The organism is Shinella sp. 20P9.1.1, assembly GCF_057798995.1.
This window is the reverse complement of the sequence record NZ_JBYOLC010000017.1, coordinates 47,369-67,311: the sequence shown is the minus strand read 5'-3', so window position 1 is coordinate 67,311 and position 19,943 is coordinate 47,369. Positions and strand designations below refer to the sequence as shown.

26 protein-coding genes and 2 pseudogenes are annotated in these 19,943 nt (G+C 60.9%); 18 read left to right on the top strand and 10 right to left on the bottom strand.

The annotated features are described in order from the left end of the window. Positions 1-263: 263 nt before the first annotated feature. The gene (locus AC27VQ_RS23230; RefSeq protein ID WP_488718169.1) at positions 264-524 is read right to left on the bottom strand and encodes a hypothetical protein; all 261 of its coding nucleotides are present in this window, start codon (positions 522-524) and stop codon (positions 264-266) included. Positions 525-677: 153 nt separating this feature from the next. Here AC27VQ_RS23230 and katE point away from each other — a divergent pair, with 153 nt between their 5' ends. The 3 genes and pseudogenes from katE to AC27VQ_RS23215 form a co-directional block, all read left to right on the top strand. Beyond that, positions 678-2,840, top strand: coding sequence for a catalase (gene katE, locus AC27VQ_RS23225; protein ID WP_488718168.1), 2,163 nt, complete (start codon positions 678-680; stop codon positions 2,838-2,840). Between the two features lie 114 nt (positions 2,841-2,954). Continuing rightward, complete coding sequence (locus AC27VQ_RS23220) at positions 2,955-3,455, top strand: YciE/YciF ferroxidase family protein (protein WP_488718167.1); 501 nt, start codon at positions 2,955-2,957, stop codon at positions 3,453-3,455. Between the two features lie 116 nt (positions 3,456-3,571). Continuing rightward, positions 3,572-3,760: pseudogene (locus tag AC27VQ_RS23215) on the top strand (cysteine hydrolase); the annotation flags it as partial. A 13-nt stretch (positions 3,761-3,773) separates the two neighbouring features. Here the strand turns inward: AC27VQ_RS23215 and AC27VQ_RS23210 are convergent. After that, entirely contained in the window at positions 3,774-4,034 is a 261-nt protein-coding gene (locus tag AC27VQ_RS23210) for a hypothetical protein (protein ID WP_488718166.1), read from the bottom strand. Positions 4,035-4,329: 295 nt separating this feature from the next. Here AC27VQ_RS23210 and AC27VQ_RS23205 point away from each other — a divergent pair, with 295 nt between their 5' ends. Next, a complete protein-coding gene (locus AC27VQ_RS23205) occupies positions 4,330-5,061 on the top strand; it encodes a Crp/Fnr family transcriptional regulator (RefSeq protein WP_421590418.1) in 732 nt (243 codons plus the stop codon). Here AC27VQ_RS23205 and AC27VQ_RS23200 read toward each other — a convergent pair. Beyond that, a complete protein-coding gene (locus tag AC27VQ_RS23200; RefSeq protein WP_313529738.1) occupies positions 5,054-5,284 on the bottom strand; it encodes a DUF6894 family protein in 231 nt (76 codons plus the stop codon). The two genes, AC27VQ_RS23205 and AC27VQ_RS23200, sit on opposite strands and share 8 nt — an antisense overlap. A gap of 139 nt (positions 5,285-5,423) precedes the next feature. Between AC27VQ_RS23200 and AC27VQ_RS23195 the strand changes: the two genes are divergently transcribed. From AC27VQ_RS23195 to AC27VQ_RS23185, 3 genes are all read left to right on the top strand, one after another. Beyond that, positions 5,424-5,936 (top strand): sigma-70 family RNA polymerase sigma factor, encoded by a 513-nt coding sequence (locus AC27VQ_RS23195; RefSeq protein WP_313529736.1) that lies wholly within the window; start codon positions 5,424-5,426, stop codon positions 5,934-5,936. A gap of 141 nt (positions 5,937-6,077) precedes the next feature. Further along, positions 6,078-6,308 (top strand): hypothetical protein, encoded by a 231-nt coding sequence (locus AC27VQ_RS23190; RefSeq protein WP_421590416.1) that lies wholly within the window; start codon positions 6,078-6,080, stop codon positions 6,306-6,308. A gap of 297 nt (positions 6,309-6,605) precedes the next feature. Continuing rightward, a complete protein-coding gene (locus tag AC27VQ_RS23185) occupies positions 6,606-7,322 on the top strand; it encodes a Crp/Fnr family transcriptional regulator (RefSeq protein WP_488718165.1) in 717 nt (238 codons plus the stop codon). Positions 7,323-7,441: 119 nt separating this feature from the next. Here the strand turns inward: AC27VQ_RS23185 and AC27VQ_RS23180 are convergent, their stop codons facing one another. From AC27VQ_RS23180 to AC27VQ_RS23165, 4 genes are all read right to left on the bottom strand, one after another. Beyond that, a complete protein-coding gene (locus AC27VQ_RS23180) occupies positions 7,442-7,690 on the bottom strand; it encodes a DUF6894 family protein (RefSeq protein ID WP_409530388.1) in 249 nt (82 codons plus the stop codon). 15 nt (positions 7,691-7,705) lie between these two features. Further along, positions 7,706-7,963 (bottom strand): hypothetical protein, encoded by a 258-nt coding sequence (locus tag AC27VQ_RS23175; RefSeq protein WP_488718164.1) that lies wholly within the window; start codon positions 7,961-7,963, stop codon positions 7,706-7,708. A 191-nt stretch (positions 7,964-8,154) separates the two neighbouring features. After that, entirely contained in the window at positions 8,155-8,370 is a 216-nt protein-coding gene (locus AC27VQ_RS23170; protein ID WP_488718163.1) for a hypothetical protein, read from the bottom strand. Positions 8,371-8,450: 80 nt separating this feature from the next. Then, positions 8,451-8,669, bottom strand: a complete 219-nt coding sequence (locus AC27VQ_RS23165; RefSeq protein WP_488718162.1) for a hypothetical protein — start codon at positions 8,667-8,669, stop codon at positions 8,451-8,453. Positions 8,670-8,831: 162 nt separating this feature from the next. Between AC27VQ_RS23165 and AC27VQ_RS23160 the strand changes: the two genes are divergently transcribed. After that, complete coding sequence (locus AC27VQ_RS23160) at positions 8,832-9,125, top strand: molybdopterin cofactor-binding domain-containing protein (protein ID WP_488718161.1); 294 nt, start codon at positions 8,832-8,834, stop codon at positions 9,123-9,125. 28 nt (positions 9,126-9,153) lie between these two features. Here the strand turns inward: AC27VQ_RS23160 and AC27VQ_RS23155 are convergent, their stop codons facing one another. After that, positions 9,154-9,522: a hypothetical protein gene (locus tag AC27VQ_RS23155; protein WP_488718160.1), complete on the bottom strand. Its 369-nt coding sequence runs from the start codon at positions 9,520-9,522 to the stop codon at positions 9,154-9,156. Between the two features lie 180 nt (positions 9,523-9,702). Here AC27VQ_RS23155 and AC27VQ_RS23150 point away from each other — a divergent pair, with 180 nt between their 5' ends. Beyond that, complete coding sequence (locus AC27VQ_RS23150) at positions 9,703-9,906, top strand: cold-shock protein (protein WP_488718159.1); 204 nt, start codon at positions 9,703-9,705, stop codon at positions 9,904-9,906. 11 nt (positions 9,907-9,917) lie between these two features. On the opposite strand, the gene AC27VQ_RS23145 is transcribed toward AC27VQ_RS23150, so the two are convergent. Continuing rightward, positions 9,918-10,196, bottom strand: a complete 279-nt coding sequence (locus AC27VQ_RS23145; protein WP_488718158.1) for a hypothetical protein — start codon at positions 10,194-10,196, stop codon at positions 9,918-9,920. A gap of 103 nt (positions 10,197-10,299) precedes the next feature. On the opposite strand from AC27VQ_RS23145, the gene AC27VQ_RS23140 reads away from it, so the two are divergent. Then, a complete protein-coding gene (locus AC27VQ_RS23140) occupies positions 10,300-10,800 on the top strand; it encodes a hypothetical protein (protein ID WP_488718157.1) in 501 nt (166 codons plus the stop codon). Positions 10,801-11,058: 258 nt separating this feature from the next. Here the strand turns inward: AC27VQ_RS23140 and AC27VQ_RS23135 are convergent, their stop codons facing one another. Beyond that, positions 11,059-11,403, bottom strand: coding sequence for a hypothetical protein (locus AC27VQ_RS23135; protein WP_488718156.1), 345 nt, complete (start codon positions 11,401-11,403; stop codon positions 11,059-11,061). Between the two features lie 527 nt (positions 11,404-11,930). Between AC27VQ_RS23135 and AC27VQ_RS23130 the strand changes: the two genes are divergently transcribed. The 8 genes and pseudogenes from AC27VQ_RS23130 (at position 11,931) to AC27VQ_RS23095 (ending at position 19,931) form a co-directional block, all read left to right on the top strand. Then, positions 11,931-12,299: a response regulator gene (locus AC27VQ_RS23130; RefSeq protein ID WP_488718155.1), complete on the top strand. Its 369-nt coding sequence runs from the start codon at positions 11,931-11,933 to the stop codon at positions 12,297-12,299. Positions 12,300-12,416: 117 nt separating this feature from the next. After that, positions 12,417-13,178, top strand: a pseudogene (locus AC27VQ_RS23125) (methyl-accepting chemotaxis protein); the annotation flags it as partial. A 255-nt stretch (positions 13,179-13,433) separates the two neighbouring features. Further along, positions 13,434-14,351 (top strand): methyl-accepting chemotaxis protein, encoded by a 918-nt coding sequence (locus AC27VQ_RS23120; protein ID WP_488718186.1) that lies wholly within the window; start codon positions 13,434-13,436, stop codon positions 14,349-14,351. A gap of 46 nt (positions 14,352-14,397) precedes the next feature. Continuing rightward, positions 14,398-15,774: a chemotaxis protein CheW gene (locus AC27VQ_RS23115; protein WP_488718154.1), complete on the top strand. Its 1,377-nt coding sequence runs from the start codon at positions 14,398-14,400 to the stop codon at positions 15,772-15,774. Continuing rightward, entirely contained in the window at positions 15,771-16,853 is a 1,083-nt protein-coding gene (gene cheB, locus AC27VQ_RS23110; protein ID WP_488718153.1) for a chemotaxis-specific protein-glutamate methyltransferase CheB, read from the top strand. Before AC27VQ_RS23115 ends, cheB begins: the two co-directional genes overlap by 4 nt. Next, positions 16,853-17,728: a CheR family methyltransferase gene (locus AC27VQ_RS23105; RefSeq protein ID WP_488718152.1), complete on the top strand. Its 876-nt coding sequence runs from the start codon at positions 16,853-16,855 to the stop codon at positions 17,726-17,728. The genes cheB and AC27VQ_RS23105 overlap by 1 nt, the downstream gene beginning before the upstream one ends. Next, positions 17,716-19,668, top strand: coding sequence for a chemotaxis protein CheA (locus AC27VQ_RS23100; protein WP_488718151.1), 1,953 nt, complete (start codon positions 17,716-17,718; stop codon positions 19,666-19,668). Before AC27VQ_RS23105 ends, AC27VQ_RS23100 begins: the two co-directional genes overlap by 13 nt. Next, positions 19,665-19,931 carry a hypothetical protein gene (locus AC27VQ_RS23095; protein ID WP_488718150.1) on the top strand — a complete coding sequence of 89 codons (267 nt, stop codon included), beginning with the start codon at positions 19,665-19,667 and terminating at the stop codon, positions 19,929-19,931. Before AC27VQ_RS23100 ends, AC27VQ_RS23095 begins: the two co-directional genes overlap by 4 nt. The last annotated feature ends 12 nt before the right edge of the window (positions 19,932-19,943 follow it).

The following is a 19,943-nucleotide window of genomic DNA, read 5'->3' as shown; positions in this document are numbered from 1 at the left end:
TAGAGGCTGCACCCGTTATCGATCGCACGCTCCTGCATGGCGCAAGTCATTAGCGGAGCGCCGGCACGCGAACCGGGATGGCGCAATGAAGTTCCACGCCAACACCATTATGACCGAGCCTCGTCAGTGAAATCCCCGAAGGCCGCACGAAGAGGAGGGTAGATCAGGCGGGGATGACATCTCGCTTTCCATCCGGTCTCTCGCGTTCCGAAACGGTATTTTCGTTGCGGCCCGGTAATCATCATAACGGGAGACCCCATGGGTCAGCTCCGCGCTTCGGACGTGAAGCCAGTGGTCTCGGCAGCTTCCTCGTTTATGGTCTCGTCGTCGATAACGCCCTGCTGCGCAGGATCGATATCGAAAGCTGTGAGCTGGACCATGATTTCCTTGGCACGCGTGATCGCGGCATCTTCCGGCATGCCATGCGCAGCCATACAGACCGATACCTTCTCCCCACGCTCTCCGACGAACTCGACCGTCGTCGTGCCTTCGCCGCTGTGAACATTCGTTTCGATGAGTTGCATGGCGACCTCCTATTAGGATGGTCAAAACCGGAGAGGAGAAACGAAGTTCCTGTACGTTTGCGGACAGATCGCGTCGTCGGGAGCACGAAAATGCCGCCGTACGGAACCTTTCGCCGCATGTGTTGTTGGCCAGTCGCAAACAGGGAGCGCACCATGGCCAAGAACACATCACCGAAAGCAGCATCGGCGAAATCCTCAAAATCCGCGGCAACGGCCGCGCAAATCCACGACCAGAAGCTGGTGCGTGGCAATGGCGGCGAGCTGCACCAAGTCGCGGAGGGCGAAACGCCGATCCTGACCACCGCACAAGGCGGCCCAGTCGCCGACGACCAGAACTCATTGCGCGTCGGCGCACGCGGGCCGCTGCTGGTCGATGACTTTCATTTCCGCGAGAAGATTTTCCATTTCGACCACGAGCGCATTCCCGAGCGCGTCGTCCATGCGCGCGGCTACGGAGCGCACGGCTTCTTCGAGACCTATGAATCGCTTGCCGCCTATACGCGCGCCGACCTCTTCCAGCGCCCCGGCGAGAAGACACCCGCCTTTGTTCGCTTCTCCACCGTCGCCGGCAACAAGGGCTCGTTCGACCTGGCCCGCGACGTGCGCGGCTTCGCCGTGAAGCTCTACACGCAGGAGGGCAACTGGGACCTCGTCGGCAACAACATCCCCGTCTTCTTCATCCAGGATGCCATCAAGTTCCCGGACATGGTGCATGCGGTGAAGCAGGAGCCGGACCGCGCCTTCCCGCAGGCCCAGAGCGCACATGATAATTTTTGGGACTTCATCAGCCTGACGCCCGAAAGCATGCACATGATCATGTGGGTCATGTCGGACCGCGCCATTCCCCGTTCCTTCCGCTTCATGGAAGGGTTCGGCGTGCACACCTTCCGCCTGGTCAACGCGAAGGGTGAATCCACCTTCGTCAAATTCCACTGGAAACCCAAGCTCGGCCTGCAATCCGTCGCCTGGAACGAGGCCGTGAAGATCAACGGCGCCGATCCAGACTATCATCGCCGCGACCTTTGGAACGCGATTCAGGCCGGTAACTTCCCCGAATGGGAACTCTGTCTCCAGCTTTTCGATCAGGATTTTGCCGACAGTTTCGACTTCGATATCCTCGATCCCACCAAGATCATCCCCGAGGAGGTGCTTCCGGCAAAGCCGGTCGGCAGGCTGGTTCTCGATCGCATGCCGGCGAACTTTTTTGCCGAGACGGAGCAGGTCGCCTTCATGACCCAGAATGTGCCGCCCGGCATCGATTTTTCCAACGATCCGTTGTTGCAGGGCCGCAACTTCTCCTACCTCGACACCCAGCTCAAGCGGCTTGGCAGCCCGAACTTTACGCATATCCCGATCAACGCGCCCAAATGTCCCTTCCATCATTTCCAGCAGGACGGGCATATGGCCATGCGCAATCCCGTCGGTCGCGCCAATTATCAACCCAATTCCTGGGGCGAAGGACCGCGTGAATCGCCGGTCGCCGGCTTTCCGCATTTCCCCGCGGAAGAGCAGGGCGAGAAGGTCAGGCTGCGTCCCGAAAGCTTTGCCGACCACTACAGCCAGGCGCGTCAGTTCTACATCAGCCAGACGCCGGCCGAGCAGCGACACATCGCGGCCGCGCTGACCTTTGAGCTCAGCAAGGTCGAAACACCCGTGATCCGTGAGCGCGTCGTCTCGCATCTGATGAATATCGACGAGACCCTCGCCAACACCGTCGCCGAGAAACTCGGTTTTCAGTCCATGCCGAAACCCGCCGATGCCGCAATGCCGACACGGCAGGATCTGGAGGCCTCGCCTGCACTCAGCATCGTGGAACGAGGACCCAAACGCTTCGAGGGACGCAAGCTTGGCATCCTAATCACGGACGGCGTCGATATCGACCTACTGACCTGCCTGCAGGACGCCATCGGGGCGGAGAAAGCAGAGGTCGCCCTGATCGCACCAAAAGTCGGCGGCGTGACGGCGTCCGACGGTTCATGGGTGCCGGCGCAGTTCATGATCGACGGTGGTCCTTCCGTGCTTTTCGACGCGGTCGCGCTCCTGCCGGTCAAGGCGGCGATGGACGATCTTCTTAAAGAAGCGACGGCGCGGGACTTCGTTGCCGATGCTTTCCAGCACTGCAAGTTCATTGGCCACGTCGCCGATGCTCTGCCCCTCCTGCAGGTGGCCGGGATCGCCGACAGGCTCGATGAAGGCGTGATCGAACTGCCCGGCGAAAACGGCCTCTCAGCCTTCGTCGCGGAACTCGGCAAGCTGCGCCTTTGGTCGCGCGAGCCTTCCGTCAAGCTCGGCAAGGCATCCGTTTCGTCCGCATAGCGGATGGCTTGCCTTGCCGCATCCGCGGGGGAACAAAGGTCCACAAGGCTGGTTAGCTCCCCGCGCGATCGCGCTTGCTATCTAGGCTAATGTTCACAACAACAGGAGAGCTCGATGCCCACCAAGACAATGGAAGACCTGTTTCTCGACGGTATCAAGGATATCTATTACGCCGAGCGCAAGATCATTGCCGGCCTCAAGAAAATGATCCGCGGCGCCGAGGCACAGGACCTGAAGGCCGCATTCGACAAGCACCTGCAGGAAACTGAGGGCCAGGTCGAGAGACTCGTGCAGGTGTTCGAGCTTCTCGGCAAGCCGGCGCGCGGCAAGACCTGCCCGGCCATCGACGGCATTCTCGAAGAGGGTCAGGAGATCCTCGAGGAATTCAAGGGCTCGCCCGCGCTCGATGCAGGCCTTCTCGCCGCCGCTCAGGCCGTCGAGCATTACGAGATCGCCCGCTACGGCACGTTGAAGTCCTGGGCCGTTCAGCTTGGCAAGAACGACGTCGCCAAGCTCCTCGACCAGACGCTCGCCGAGGAAACCAAGACCGACCAGGCGCTGACGCAGCTTGCAGAGGACAAGGTCAACCGCGAAGGCAAGACCAAGGCGGCATGACGCGGAACGGGCGGAGAAGCGGCTCTCCGCCCGTCCCCTTCACGGCGAAAGATGCCCGATCCGATGCGAAGCAACGGGAGTGGAGATACGGCGAGTGGCGACATATCTGCGTGGATATGCAGCGCATGTTCGCTGAAGACACGCCCTGGAAAGTCGCCTGGATGGAGCGGGTCTCGCCAGAAGTCCTGGAAGTCGTGGGCCGCCATGCCGAGCGCACGATCTTCTCCCGGTTTCTCCTACCCGCCCGCGCGACCGATGCCACGGGCATGTGGCGTAACTACTACGAAAAGTGGTGGATGATGACGGCCTAACATTCACCTATTTTGGTGTTTTTTTCATTGTGTTTTTCGGAATAATTCCCTCACCTGATTCAGGGTGAGGGGTTTTTATGTTCCCAATTTGATCTGCGACGATGCGGCTGGCCGCAATGCCGAGCCGCTTCCGGTCCACGCCTCGCGTGTAAATCTCGGCCGTCGCGATGTTCGTCCAGCCGTACTGGGCGAACAGTTGGTGTGTCGCGCCTCCTTCGGCCGCCAGCGTCGCGCTCAGCTTCCGCAGCCCATGCGCTAACTTTGTCACCCCCGTCTCCGTGTACCTCTCCTTGAACCAGTTCCCGAAGCTTGCCTTGTCGATCGATGCGACCCGAAGACCCAGAGGCGCGCATGAGCGCCGCCCCTGCGATGCATGCCACCCCGGTGCCGCGCCGCCGGGCCGATCTGCCGCGCCAGGCAATCATGCTTTGTCCGCTTCCGTACCGAGGCCCGCCGTCGGGTTGTCTCATCTATTTTATGATCATAGATGGACAGCCATTGAGTGTAGGAGAGACCGAAGCCTTTGGCAGATATGCGGTCGCTGAATCGCATAGGATTGTTGGATGGTGGACGTTTGGCAGAGCAGGTTTAGGAACAACCTGCTTCGGCGTTTGCCAGAAACGAGCCTCGAACGCTTCGCCCCGCAGTTGGAGCGGATACCTCTCCCGCGTTCGTATCACCTCTCATCACCTCATCAGCCGATGGAGTTCGCTTATTTCTTCGAGAGCGGAATTGCGTCCGTGGTGGTCCGATCGCCGGAAGGTCAGCACAGCGAAATCGGGATCATCGGGCGTGATGGCATGTGTCCGGCTTCGGCAATACTCGGCGTGGACGCCGATCCCTTTTTTGTTCATATGCAAATTCAGGGCGAAGCCTATCGCATTCCCGCCCAAGCCTTAAAAGCGGTCCTGCTGGAGGATCGCGAAGTGCATAGCCTCTTCTCCCGATACACCCAGGCCCTAGCGGTCCAGCAGGCCTATACGGCGTTGTCCAACGCGGCGCACCACATTGATGAACGGCTCGCGCGGTGGATCTTGATGTGCCATGATCGGGTGGACGGAGACGATATCAGCCTGACCCATGAATTCATGTCGGTCATGCTTGCAGTCCGGCGCCCAAGCGTGACGACGGCTCTTCATGTGCTTGAGGGCAAAAAGCTCATCTATTCCGAACGCGGTATGGTCAGCGTGCGAAACAGGGGAGGCCTTGAGGCATTTGCGCGGGATGCCTACGGCGAATGCGAGAAGGAATACGAGCGGCTCATTGGTGCCGCCCTGTCGCGGCCCGCTAGCTGAACGCATCCTGGAAGGGCAGCCGCGCCACCAGATCTCCCCGGTCATCGAAAATCTCGAACAAGCGTGTTTTATCGAGATGCCCCTTGCGCAGGTCCTCGGCCAGAATCTCGCGTGCTGCAAGGCGGGCTTCCGTTATGGCTGCTTCCAGCGTGTCGAAATCTGCGCCTTCCCGGTCCTCGATCCGCTCCGTCCGGCTGCAGATATGAAAAAAGTAGTGGGTCATCGTCGCCTCGCAGCGTCATTGCTTCGACAGGGACCAGCGAAATCGCCAAGTGTTCCATTTTCTTTCTGCAGACATCGGTACGCTACCGTACGGCAACCTCCGCGACCCCGCGTCGTTCCCCTTCGAAATGGAGGAATGAATGGACGCCGTGGTCTCTCTATCCGTGCCTCAGACGGTTCACACCGGGATCGAAGCCCAGTTGCCCGCATTGAGGCGGTTCGCCCAGCAGTTGACGCGCTCGGCGAGCGACCGGGAGGACCTAGTCCAGGAAACCGTCATGCGGGCGCTTCGTTCCTCACACCAGTTTCACCCTGATACGAAACTCCGTTCGTGGCTCTTCACAATCATGCGCAACACCTTCAACACCGAATATCGTCGGCGCTGCCGGGAGCCTGTTGGGCTGGATGATGGGCTTCTCGAACGGGCCAGCATAACGGCACCGCAGGAGTGGGCGGTTCGCCGCAGCGAACTGCGTTGCGCGCTGGGCCGCATCCCGCCACGCTCGCGCCGTACACTGCTGCTTGTGGCAATGGGTGTCAGCTATATCGATACGGCGCGGCTATGCGACTGCGAGATCGGCACGGTGAAAAGCCGGGTCAATCGTGCACGCAAGATGCTCGAAGACGAGATCGGCCGCCCCGGCGCGCAGTGACGGGAATAACGGCGCATGCGACAGCCTTCCACCCCCGACATGGTGGACGAGAACTTCTCCGTACGATTTCGTACCATGATACCGCTTTGAAACGCGCCTATGCGATCCTAGACTCGCGCCTATCGCACATAGGAGGCGGGCATGGGCAACTACACTTCCAAGGGAACGTTCGAACCGGACGAATTGGGCGCATTGAAGTTGATCTTCGACGAACTCACCGCGCAGCCGTGGTTCGATACGTCTGAGGACGCCAGGGAGAGCTTTGCCAAGTATCTCTTCGAGACCTTTCCCGCCGTCACCTTCGATCCGGTTAAGCACCGTTCGATCATCGAGGCCTCCGCCCGCATGTTCTACACCCGCGACAGCGCCTGATCGCAAAAACTGAAACCATCGCCTCGTTCCTGCACAAGAGAAGAAGGTGCCATGTCCGATACCAGCACGAAGACCCTATGGGCGACGTTCTCGACCTGCGAGGCCGCCGACTTAAAAGGCCGGCTCGCAAACTCGGGCCGGCTGATTTGCGTTAGCCCAATCGTACATGCTACCGCCCACGCTCGCTATTGCGTCTCCCGTCGAACGGCGTAATCATCGCGAGAATGGCGGCACCATTCATAAACGATTTATCCACGTGCTGGTCATTGCTTCGATCCAAGAACGGGAGGCATGGACATGTCCGCGTCGTTGCCCTCTGCCCCTGCTAACAACCTCTTGCAGCTCCTGCCCGCTATCGACTTCGAGGTGCTGGCGGCCGATCTTAAATATGGCTTCTTCTCGAAAGGGACCGTGCTGGCGATTCGGGACCAGCCGATTGATGCCATATATTTTCTGACCTCCGGCATAGGGTCCGTCGTAATCACGACCCCGAAAGGCAGACGTGCGGAGGCGGGCATCTTCGGTTTCGATGGTTACATTCCCACAGCTGCCGTCACGGGCGCGCGCGTCAGTTCCTATGATGTGGCGGTCCAGATCGACGCGGAGGGCTACAGCATGGATTTTGACGATTTTCGCCGCTGGATGGACCACAGCAAGCCTTTCGTGCAAATCATGAACCGCTCAATGGAGGGGTTCGCCGTGCAGCTGGCACATACGGCCGTATCCAACGCGGTGCACGACGTCAACGAGCGGCTCGCGCGCTGGCTTCTCATGTGCCACGACCGTTCACGAAGCGACGAGATGGCGGTCACGCACGAACTCCTCGCCGTCCTGCTAGGCGTCAGAAGGCCGAGTGTCACAACCGCGCTGCACGTTCTCGAAGGCGACGGCTTCATTCGCTCATCACGCGGCAGCGTCGTAATAAGGGATCGTGCAGGACTTGAGGAGTTCGCGCAAGATTCTTATGGACGGCCGGAAGCAGAGTATCGTCGTCTGATGAGTGGGCTTGGCTGAAGCGATTGTGTCGGGTCGCCGTCCATGTCCGAAGTGCTAGGGGTTATCCGCCCGTTGTTGAACGAAGACGGTCGTCCTGGCGTCTGAAAAGAATGTCTTCGAGGTCTGCATAGCTCGGTCTACAGCTGTCGATCTCCATGAGGTATTGTTTCGAGGACCAATCGCACGGTAATAATCGGAACTCGGTTGGCATCCTGCAGCTCAACCGCGATACTGTCGACTGGTCCGTTGGGAAGTCCATCGACCGCCATCTCGGCCAGTAGTTTCCTAGCTTCTTCTATGGCACCGTCCAAGGTTGGGAAGTCGAAGCCGCGGTCAGGCTGTAGCACGCCTTCTTGATCCTGGATTTTGAAAAAAAATCGTCCCATCAAACTAGCCTTCGCTCATGAGCCATAAGCAGATTTGGTGGGGTGCCTTGGCGCTTCGGTGTTGACACGGCTTTTGCCATTTTTGACATGAGGCCGGTGTTTGGGCTTGCCCACGCCGGTAATGTGTGATCCGGCCTTGCCGCTATTGTGGTTTGATCCCAATGGTGAATGCTCGGTCGCTGCGGGATGTGGGCCATCAGAGATACTGCCGGGATGGGGGTCCTCGACAGTTGGCGTCGACATGGTCGATTTGTCATTTGCGGGTTTGGTCATGGCAGCCTCCATCTTCGCAAGCAGAATGCTGGCGCAGGCAGCACTGTTCCGTATGAAGGCTCTGTTTCCTCGAGTGACTTAACTCAGCGTACCGCCACACTCTGCAAGATTTGCCCTGCCTCCAAGCTTCCAAAGAAATGCCCCGCACTGGGCGGGGCAAGAGGTTTGGTCAGTGCAACAGAGTACAGCGTTTACGGTCCTGTCGGTTCCCTTGGCTTCTTGGAGACCACCTGAGAGAGGCGCAGAGCACGCAAAGCCAGCGTCTTCTCGTGCCGCGCTCTTCGCTCCGCCTCAGCCATTTCTTCGACGAACCTCTTCGTTTCATTGAGGTCGCCCCAGACCGAACCGGCAGGGCAGCGTGCCTTTGTTCCGCGATCGATAGGCTGATCCAATTTTTCGCTGTTCAAGTCGCCCTCCTCTTGGTGTTTACGAGCAACGGAACATAGGGCACTTGGCCAGCGGGCAACCATGAACCGGCGCGCGCGGTCTATACGCCGTCACGCCCGTAGTGCGCTCTTGCGGTCGCCTCAAGTACAGGCTTATCCGTGGCCGAATTGAACGTGCCGCCGGGATACGCGTCGAGCATATATCTCGCGAAAGCCTTCTTGGCTCCAGGATCGCGACTGAACCACGGCTGCGAGGTGATCTCTTTGAATACCTCGCGCATATCCGCAAGTTCCGAGGGCTCAAAAATCCCAGCGCTCATATCTTCCCCTTAAGGCACCTTAGAATCGTTCCACGGGAACCTTTTGAGAGAAATAAGAGTTTGCGCGCACCTTCACAATGAGCTGTGACCAAGGAGACATTAACCTGAACCATTTTGGTTAATGCTGCGTACGAATTGCGTTTTGACAAAAAGACACGCCCAATGAGCGCGGAGGCGTACAACCCGATGGAGCTCTTCGCCTCCACCGTTGTCCTCGACACGGACGGCGCGATGAACATCCACGACAAGACGCAGGGCTCGCAGAATAGCCGCGACTATATCTGCGGCGTCTTCGGCCTCGACCCGGGCAAAGTAGTCGTGAAGAACAGTTTCGTCGGCGGCGCCTTCGGCCAGGCGCTGCGACTGAAGCACCAGCTGTTCTGCCGGTTCGAGGACTTGACGGCCGTCGAGCTACTCGGCTCCTGCGTCTGCTTGAAATCCTGCTTCTTTTTGTAGGTCGAGAGCTTCTCAGCCATGACCCGCCTCACAAGATCCTGCGTTCGATCTGCGAGGCGATCATCGGCAAGGCGGCCGCGCAAGAGCCGCCAAGACGGAGACGCTGCACAAGCCGGCCGAGGAGATAGGTCGTGGCGGCCGTGCCCAGAACCCTGAGCCATGGGTGTACGTCGCCACGCGAAGGCCGGGCATCCATCCCGTCGGTCTGCTTTCGGCTCGCGGTCAATCGGGCGCGCAGATCGGCAACTTCCCGCCGAAGAGCCTCAATTTGCTGGTGGGCTGATGCATGTTCGTTCCCAACGACTGGATCCTCGGCAAGGCCCTCCTCCTCCAGCTCGGCGAGATGTTCGCGCAACTGGGCCGGGCTGTCGAAGCCCTTCGCTCGTATATTGGTCATTACGTTTATCTCCCGCGACGTCGATGCTTACGGCAACCGAGAATGGTTTGCCGGCGCCGACATGAAAAACACACCTGCGCGATGGTTGTTCCGCGCGCAAATGGGCAGCGTGGTTGCGATCAAAATCGGCGCCGGATATGGTTAGCGCAGCGCTCCCGCCGCTCCGTTTAGGAGGCTTACATGGCGATCGGCACGGTCAAGTTTTTCAACCAGGACAAGGGCTTTGGCTTCATCACTCCGGACAACCGCGAAACGGATGTCCTGGTCCACGTTTCGGCCGTGCTGTCAGGTGGCCCGCTTCGCGACGCGACGAAGGTCAGCTACGACATTGGCCAGGACCGCAAGACCGGAAAATCCAAAGCGGAAAACGTCCGCGCGATCTAAGCAGGCGGACGTCACCGATCTTTCGTCGCTGACGCCCCTGGTGGCTCTATGCCGCCTTTTGCTGCGATCGCACCTTCAACCTCCCGAATGGCCTTGGCCGCTTCGAGCGGGATAGCCTTCATTTCGTCGTCGTGGACGTGCACGGGCATTCCGCTTGCGTAAATGAGGTCCATGGCGTCCGCGGATTCCTCACGACGCGCAAGTTCTCCCAGCACTCGCCGGCCTTCCGCTATTGTCACATAGGCGCGGCCGAGCAGGCGGAGCTTCTCGCCCTCGGAAAGAGTGGCCACGTTCTGTGCCACCCGGGCCAGCTTGACCAGATCTTCATTGACATGCTGCTCGAAACCTTTTGCTGTCCAGCGACATTACCTGTTCGAAACCGGAGAACAGCGCGTGGCCAGAGCATATGGAAACCCCTCCGATCCCGAGACCGAATGGTCGGACAGCGAAATCCTCGCCAAGGCGCACGACCTCGTCGAAACCTTTCTGACCTTCCTGCGACTGGAGCGACCGAGAAACGACATTCTCGACGCACGTTGCCTGCCGGCAAGTAAATCTTCGCTCATCAGCGCATTCAGGCTTGTGATCGCAACGGAGCCCCGCGGCGACGTGCGAGGGGCGCTATCGTTTGCTGGTAGTATCCTCGCCCAGTTTCAGGACCGCGTCGGAACGCGCGTCTCCGTGGCGCCGGCCTGTGCGGTGAACGTCGAGCCGACACACACAACGGCAGCGAACCTGCTCGAGGAGGTTCTTCGCCAGGTCGACGAAGACACCCGTCGACTGCGCGATCTCCTGGGGAAGGCGTCGTTGATCGCGGAGAGCCGGTTCCAGGCCAGACATTCGCGAACGCCCTTCCAGGACGATGGTACATATACCTGGTACGGGCATGGCTGATACCTAAAGTGACGGAACGTCGACTATTCCACGCCGCCGAGCTCGCGGAACGCGCGCCAATGGTCGTCGGTCGAAACCCCATCCGTAGAGACGCGAAACGCCGTTCCCTGAGCCTTCAACGCTTGCGCGGTTTTCAACGCGTCCGGATAGAGTAGTGTCGGCTCGTCACGCCGGTTTTCTCCGAGGGGTCATCGAGCTCAGCGCGACAACCTGAAACCTTATTGCCATGATCATTGCTTCCGAATGCGCCGAGATGGGTCAGCCTTTATTTCCATCGGAGACAAAGTCTTTCGGGATCTCGTCGCGGGCGGCCCGATGCGCCACAGCCCGGTCGTTCCACCTTTCCTTCAAGACGACATCAATCGCGAAGGCGACGTCCTCGGCGCCCCAGCCAGCCTCCTGCATCTCGCACATGAAAGCGGTCAACTTCTTATCGATGATGCTGTGAAGCTCACCGTCTGTTGTAGCCGTGCCTTGGTTCACAATCGTCACCTTGGAATGAGTTGCCATAGACCGGACAACGCCGCTTTTGCCGGTAGGTTTCGCCGCCGGCAACGTCAGCCCCAAGAGCGAGCTGGACGCCTGACGGCGTGAATGCTTCATTGCGCGTCCGGAGGACTCGCCATTCTAGAGTTCCAAAAACTGCAGTTGCGCGCTCGTCAGCTCTCAATGTTGGCGCTGTCCCCGGCGGTTATCGAGTAGGTTCCGCCAGACGCCATGCGCGCTGGCCAAGTTTCTGACGCCTCGAGGCGGAGATCGAAGCCGTCGCGGGCCGATATCGGCCTGATGCCGCTCCAACTGGAACATCGATCTCTCGACATCCGTCGCAAGCGCGCGAAACCCCGCGTCCCGCAGAATGTTGCAGATCTCGAGAAGGATGAAGACATCGTATCGATGACGAATGTGGAGGGCGTGATTTCGAGATCCGACATGCTACACACATGCTTTTTGCGAGGATCTGTTTCAGCCGCGAAACCGATCGGCGCGCAATATCGAATTCCCCTCAGGTCACTTGCGGCCGAATCGGTAAGCCTTTGAGAAGAAAACAGGGAACGTTCACTCCGCAGGAACAAATGCAATGTGCTGCCGTTGGGCACGGAACTGGATGAGGACTATGCCGAGATATTACTATGACAAGTGAACCGCCCATCGTTCTGATCGCCGAAGACGATTTCCTCATTCGAATGAGCGTCGTGGAAGATATGCGGGACGCTGATTTTCATGTGTTCGAAGCAAGCAACGCCGAAGAGGCACTGGGACTTCTGGAGGCGCATCCTGAGATAGATACCCTTTTTACAGATATCGATATGCCGGGCTCGATGGATGGATTGAAGTTGGCGAAAGCGGTGCGCGAGCTACGCCCTGATGTCGCGATTTTGCTAACATCGGGATATTTGAAAGTGCCTCTCAGTGACGTGTCGGACCAGTTTCTATTTTTTTCAAAACCCTACGAAATCGGCCGCATCATAAACCATATCAAAGAGCATCTATTCCAATAGGCCGGTATTGATTGCGTTGCCTCGACCTTTAAGCCATAAAAATACGACTAATAGGCAGCCTCGTCGTGCACAATATCTCTCCCGTCGCCTGCCTACCCTCAAGATATCGGATCGTCCATGGCACTGGTGAAGACATCTCAACTGGGCGCAAAGGCTTCATCGGCCAAAACCACTCAAATTGAGCCCCCGACCGCCTCCGATGGGAAGGCTGCCGCCTCGCGCCGGTCGCAGGATCGCTCCCGTCTTCGCCGGCAAAAGGCAGCGGAGCGCATCGGCGCCGCTACTGAAGAACTGGCAACCGGGGTCGCCCAGGCGGCATCGGCGTCGGAAGAACTCCGGCGCGCCTTGGAGCAGATCGCAAGCGGGGCGGAAGAGGCCGCAGGCGCGGCGCATGAATCTCTATCCGCGACGACGCACCTCTTCACCCGGTTTTCCGAAGCCCGCTCCGAGGCCGAAGCCGCGCGCGGCCGCACGGAGAAGCTTCAAGGGTCAATCTTCGAATCCGCCGCGCAGATTGAGTCGTCAATTTCGGCGATCGAGGCCAATGCCTCCCGGCAGACTGCATCTGTCGCCGTCATCGCCAAGCTTCAATCCCAGGCAGAAAACATCGGTGCGACCACCGTGGCCGTCGCCGACATCTCGGACCGGACGAACCTGCTCGCCCTTAATGCGGCCATCGAGGCGGCCCGCGCCGGCGAGAATGGCCGCGGCTTTGCCGTCGTCGCAGACGAGGTCCGCGCGCTTGCCGAAATTGCCGAACGCGGCTCGCGCGACGTCAGCCAACATGCGGAAACGATCGTCGGCGGTGTTGCGCGAATTGCCGCGAGAATTGCCGCAGCGGCAGAGAAGGCCCAGGCCCAGACAAAGACCGGGCAGACGGTCACCGACGAGCTTCATGCCGTTCGCTCCGGTCTGACGAACCTCTCGGCGAACAGCCAGGCCGTCCTTATCGCGGCGGTCGAGGCTGAAGTCGCAACGCGCGAGGCGCAGAAAGGCGCGGAAACCGTTGCCGCCGCCGCCGAGCAGCAATCGGCTGCGGCAGCGCAGGCGCAACGGGCGGTCGAACAGCAGAGTTCCGCGCTCGAAGAGAGCCAGCAGACCGCACAGGCTCTCGCCGTCCTTGCCGATGACCTGATGAACGACACGGGCCGCGGTTCCCGGACTGAAGAGCTGAGTTCGGCTGCGGAAGAGCTGTCTGCTACGGTGCAGGAACTGTCGGGCGCGGCCGGGGAAATCCTCATCGCGATCGAGCAGATTAGCCGTGGCGCGGAGGCCCAGGCCGCCGCGACCCAGCAAGCCAATGCCGCGATGGCGCAGATCGAGAAAAGCGCCGCGCATGCCCAACAAAATGCCGGGGAGGCGAGCGTTCGGGCGGAAGAGATCAGGACTCTGGTCGGCAAGAACAAAGCCGGCCTCAACGAAATTGCGGCCGGCATTGGCGATGCGCTTGCCGTTACGCGCGACGCATTGGCCGATCTGGCTTCGCTGGGCGAAATCGGTTTCCAGATCGAGCGCACGGTGGACCGGATCGTTCTCGTGGCTGTGCAGACAAGCATGCTCGCCGTTAGCGGTTCGGTAGAAGCGGCAAGGGCGGGCGATGCGGGGCGCGGCTTTGCGATCGTCTCGACTGACATCCGCAGGCTCGCACAGGATGCGGCTGAAAACATCGATGGCGTCAAGGACATCGTGCGTCTGCTCCAAAGCCAGATCGCAGTCGTTCAACGCGAACTCGACATGATTGTGACGGCTTGCGAGGCCGAGATTGCCAAGAGCAAGCTCATTGCCGAACGCCTCGGCGCCGCGGAAGCCGATGTGAACCTAATGGCACGCGGCAATACGTCAATCCTCGAGGCTGCGCAGGCAATTCGCGTCGCCGCCAAACAAGTACAGTCGGGAACCCAGCAGATTGCCTCGGTCGCACAGGAGGCCAGCGCCGCGTCGCAACAGGCCGCAACCGCCGCACGCGAGCAGTCGCGCGGCGCGGAAGACCTTGCCGCGGCAGTCGAGGAAATCGCGTCCCTGGCGGACGAATTGCAGATTTCCGGAACCTGAGATCATGATGGGGTCCTCTACCAAGGCCGAAACAGATGAGCGACGCTTGGTCTTCCAGGTTGGGGAGCAGCGCCACAATATCGACGCGCGGCGGGTGGTCGAGGTGATGCGAGTGCCCGCCATCACCCGCGTGCCGCACGGTCCGGCCGCACTGGCCGGCATCGCCAACCTGCGCGGGCGCCCCCTGCCGGTACTCTCGATGCGCCGGATCATGGATTGCGGGCCGGACACGCACTGGGGTGACGGCAGGATTATCGTCTACGACCACGGCGGAGCGGTCGGCCTTCTTGTCGACGATGTCCTTCGCCTGTCCGCCGACCACGCCTCAATACCCCTGCACGGACTGGGCGATCTGCTCGATGCGTCCTTCAAGGTCGCCCGGCGCAATCCGGTGGACAGAGGCAAGTCCGCTGGGGCCGACAGCGTGGAGCTATCGGCCCAGACGCTGACGGCCTTGCTATCGTTTCATGTGGCCGGCCAGCTTTACGGCCTGCCGCTGAAGGACATCCGCAAGGTCAGCTTGCTTGCCGACGAAACCGCGGCGCCCCCCAACGCGGCAAGTGCGCTGATCGGACTTGTTCAGATGCGTTACGGCGTTCTGCCGCTCATGTCCCTGGCTGCACTCCTTGGAATCAGGCATCCGGTGGAAAAGGGCCGCTACATGATCATCGTCGAGCATGAGGGCGAGCGGATCGGCCTCGCCGTCGACGAGCTCGATGTCATCAGACGTCTGCCGGAACACGCGATCGATGCCGTGCCCGCCGTGCTGCAGCGCGGGCGCAGCGACGGGCAGATCGCCGCGATCGGCCGGATTGCCGAAGACGGCCTGTTGATATCCATCCTGTCCCCGGACAAACTTTTCGGCCACCATGCCGTCACGCAGGCGATCGAACACAACACAGGAGTGCAATCCGTGAAGGTGATGCCTGGCACGCACGATGCGATCGAGCAATTGCTAATTTTCCAGCTCGGAGATGAAGCCTATGGCCTGCCGATTGCTTCAGTGGACGAAGTGATCCGTATTCCGGGCGAGATCACCCGCATGCCCGGCGCGCCGGGTTTCGTGATAGGCGTCATCAATCTGCGCGGCAAGGCCATTCCGCTGATCGACCAGCGCACGCGCTTCGCGACGTCGGCGACACCTGCGACGGCAAAGGCGCGCGCGATCATTCTGACGCTCGGATCCCTCCAGGCGGGCTTCGTCGTCGATGGCGTTTCGGAAGTGAAAGCCGTGTCATCGGCCGACCTCTCCGCGGCACCGGAATTCTCCTCCGATCAGACGGATGTCTTCGATCGCATCGCACATATCGAATCCGATGGCCGCATGATCCTTCTGATCGATCCTCAGGAGCTCCTGACCCGCGCCGAACGGGATATCGTCGCCGCGATGACTGTTGACGACACCCTGGCGGGTGGTCCGTGATCCGTCTCCTGATCGTCGAGGATTCCGCCCTGATGCGGAAACTGATGGGCCAGATCTTCCGTGCCGAAGGCGATTTCGAGATCGAATTCGCCCGCGACGGCGTCGAGGCCCTCGAGATCATCGCGCGCTTCCGGCCGGACGTCGTCACCCTCGATGTCCATATGCCCTCGATGGACGGCCTGACCTGCCTCGACCGCATCATGCTCGAACATCCCTGCCCTGTCGTCATGGTGTCTGCCCTGACCGCCGATGGTGCCGAGGAGACGCTTACGGCACTAGAGATCGGCGCCGTGGATTTCATCGCCAAGCCGGCCGGCGCGATTTCGCTCGAGATCGACGCGCTGACGCCGCGCCTCGTCGAGAAGGTTCGCACCGCCGCCGCCGTGCGCATCCGCCGCAGCCTGCGGCTGGCAGAACGCGTCCGTCTGGCGCAAAGACCCGTAAACCGTCCGACCGCCAGCGCGCATAGTCGCCGCCCGGAACGCGTCGAATATGTTCGGTCCGGCAAACGGGGTCTTGTGCTGATCGGCGCCTCGACCGGCGGACCGCCGGCACTGGACGCGGTCCTCGCCCGCCTGCCGGAAGATTTCGACTGGCCGATCCTTGTGGCGCAGCACATGCCGGGATCCTTCACCGGTCCCTTCGCCCGCCGCCTGGACAAGTTATGCGCAATGAAGGTCAGCGAAGTGACCGAGCAGACGCGCATCGAGCCCGCGAATATCTACATCGCCAAGGGCGACGCCGATATCCTCGTGTCGTACCGCTCAGGGTCTCTTGTCGCCTTACCGGCCCCGAGCGATCCCGGCTACCGATGGCATCCGAGTGTCGATCGGATGGTGCAGTCGGCGATGAAACACGTCCCGCCGGGCGATCTGATCGGCGTGCTGATGACCGGTATGGGCGACGACGGTGCTGCCGCGATGACCGCGTTGCGGGCTGCCGGCGGCTACACGATCGCCGAGGCCGAGGAAACGGCCGTGGTCTGGGGCATGCCGGGGGAATTGGTCCGGCTCGACGGTGCCAGCGAAATCAGGCGGGTCGACGAGATCGGCGCCTGCCTTCTGGATCGGGTTTGCTAATGGCACCTCCCCCACCCGTCCCTACTGACCTTGCGCCGCAGCTTTCGGCGGCGGACCTAGAAGAAATCTGCACCATCATCTACAAACGCAGCGGCATGGTGTTCGGCGAGACCAAGCGCTACTATATCGAGCGCCGCGTCACCGACCTGATCCGTCAGCGCAAGGCACAAACGGTGAGGAACTATATCTCGCTTCTGCGCGGCGACAGGCGCGAGACCGAGCTGCTGATCAACAGTTTCACGGTCAACGAGACCTATTTCTACCGCGAACAGCACCAGCTCGCCTGCCTGAGCAATTCCATCTTGCCTGAAATCATCCGCTTGAAAGGTGCGGGTGACCGTATCCGCATCTGGTCCATGCCCTGTTCCAGCGGTGAGGAGCCCTATTCGATCGCGCTCTGGCTGCTTGAGAACTGGCATCTTGTCGATGCCTACAATATCGAGATCGTCGGATCGGACATCGATACCGCCATCTTGCAGCAGGCGGTCGAGGGCTATTTCGGACAACGGTCCCTCTCGCGCCTTCCAGCGGATATCCTGGAGCGATACTTCGAGCCGGAAGAGGACCAGCAGCGGCGGCTGATCGGCGACCTGCGCGAATCCGTGACCTTTGCCAAGGGCAATATCATCGACCGGCAGAGCCTGGCGGCACTCGGCCGCTTCGACGTGATCTTCTGCCGAAACCTCTTGATCTATTTCGACGAGGCGGCCCGAGAGACGGCCGCGCACAACCTGCATGCGCTGCTCCAACCCGGCGGCTATATCTGCCTTGGCCACACGGAATCCATGTCGCGCATTTCGGAGACCTTCGAACCGGTGCGCTTCCCGGATGCCATCGTTTACCGAGAGACGGGGACGGGCGAATGGATGAGCTGATCGCCCAGTTCGCCATCGAGGCGCGCGAGCTCGTGCAGCAAGCGTCGGAGGACCTGCTTTCGCTTGAAGACAACCCGGTGGGTCGCGACCAACTGGAAGGCGCGTTCCGGGCGTTCCACACGTTGAAGGGCTCCGCCGCGCTATTCGAATTTGGCCCGATGCTGCGCGTCCTGCATCGCGCCGAAGACCTCCTTTCCCAGGCCCGCGCAGGAAAAATCCTTATCGACGCCGATCTCATCGAGCCTCTTCTTGCCGTGATCGCATGGGTTGACGACAGTATCGACGGCATCTCGCAGGCGGGACGTCTGCCGGAGGCGCAGGAGAGGCAAGCCGCGCGGTTGCTCGGGCTTCTGTCGGCGGAACCGGCCGGGCCTGACATCGACGCGACAGGTGGCGCCCCGGCATCCATTCCCGACTGGGCAGCATCCCTGCAGCAGCGCGTCGCGGCGTCGGGCCATGACGAGACCGTCGTTGCGATACGGTACGAACCGCACCCTGAATGTTTCTTCAATGGCGATGACCCACTGGCGACGATGGCACGCCTGCCCGCCATCCGGCACCTCTCGCTTTCCCTCAGGGAACCAGCGCCCGCGCCCGGCGCCTACGATCCCTTTCGCTCCAATCTGCGGATCGAAGCCGTGTCGGCCGGTTCTCTTGCCGACGTCGACGCCGTCTTCCGCCTCATCCCCGACCAGGTGACACTGGTGCCCATCTCCGGGGCGGCCGGCAGAGCGATGTCGGCCGCCGTTTCGGACAACGCCTCCATGCGGCCGGGTTCGACCCTGCGGATCGACGCGGCCCGGATCGACAGGCTGATCGAAATTGCCGGCGAACTGGTCATCGCCAAGAACGGGCTCGCTCCGCTCGCGGACGATGTCCGCAACCACGGCAACGGTCCTCTTGCAAGACAGATCGCGGCGAGCCACGCCGAAATCGAGCGTCTCGTCGCCTCACTCTACGGCGCCGTGATGCGAGCACGCATGATCCCGCTCGAACAGACCTTCCGCCGCTTTCCACGCCTTGTCCGGGACACATCCTCGAAGGTGGGAAAGACCGTCGATCTGGTCATCGAAGGCGAGACTGTCGAAGCCGACCGCGAAATCGTCGAGAACCTGTTCGAGCCGCTGCTGCATCTCATCCGCAATGGCCTCGACCATGGCATCGAAACGGAGGCGGACCGCCTTCGACAATCCAAGCCGGCGCGCGGCCGCATCGTCCTGCGCACCTGCCAGCGCGGCGACCAGATCGAGATCGAGGTCTCGGACGATGGCCGCGGCATGGATCCGCAGCGCGTGAAGGCGACTGCGATCGCCAGGGGCCTTCTCACCGAAGGCCAGGCGGCGACACTGTCACAACGGGACATCCTGCAAATCGCCTTTATGCCCGGCTTTTCCACCGCCGCTTCCGTGACGGATCTGTCGGGGCGCGGCGTAGGCCTCGATGTCGTGCAGCGCTCCATTCAAGGCCTCGGCGGCACGCTAGACCTGCAGAGCACGGTCGGATCCGGCACCACGTTTAAGCTCAGGTTGCCGGTCAGTTTTTCGATGGCGCAGCTGATGGTCGTCAAGGTCGGCGGCGAACGGTACGGCATCCCGATCTCCGACGTCGTCGAGACCCAGAAATTGCCGATGCGTGCCATTCAGCCGGTCAAGTCTGGCTGTGCCTTCGTCCTGCGCAATCGAACTGTCCCGCTGCTCCGTCTGTCGGACCTCCTGAGCTTGCCTTCTTCGGAAGCTCCGTCCGACGATCTCAAGGTCCTCATCGTGCGGTCAGGAGCCGATCTAATCGGCGTCGCCGTCGACGCAATCGCCGAGCGCGCGGAAACGTTGACACGGCCGCTGACGGGCCTTCTCAAGGGCGTTCCGGGCATCGCGGGCACGACACTGCTGGGCGACGGAAAGGTTCTGTTGGTGCTGAATCTGGAGGAGCTTATCCAATGACGGTCACATTGGAGGAAAACGCAATCACGCTGACGGGGGCGTGCGGCGTCGAAGAGGTCGAAGACCTCGTCGGGTATCTGGAGCGCCGGCCCGACCTGCCGGTGGATCTAGGCGCCGCCACGACCATCCATACGGCTCTCTGGCAGGCCCTGATGGTGTTCAAGCCCGTCGTTAGCGGCACGCCGGCATCACCCTTTGCTGCAGGCCAGGTGCTGCCGGCGCTGCATAGCTATCTTGACGAAAACCGGGGAGAGCGGACGTAAAACTTGCTAACC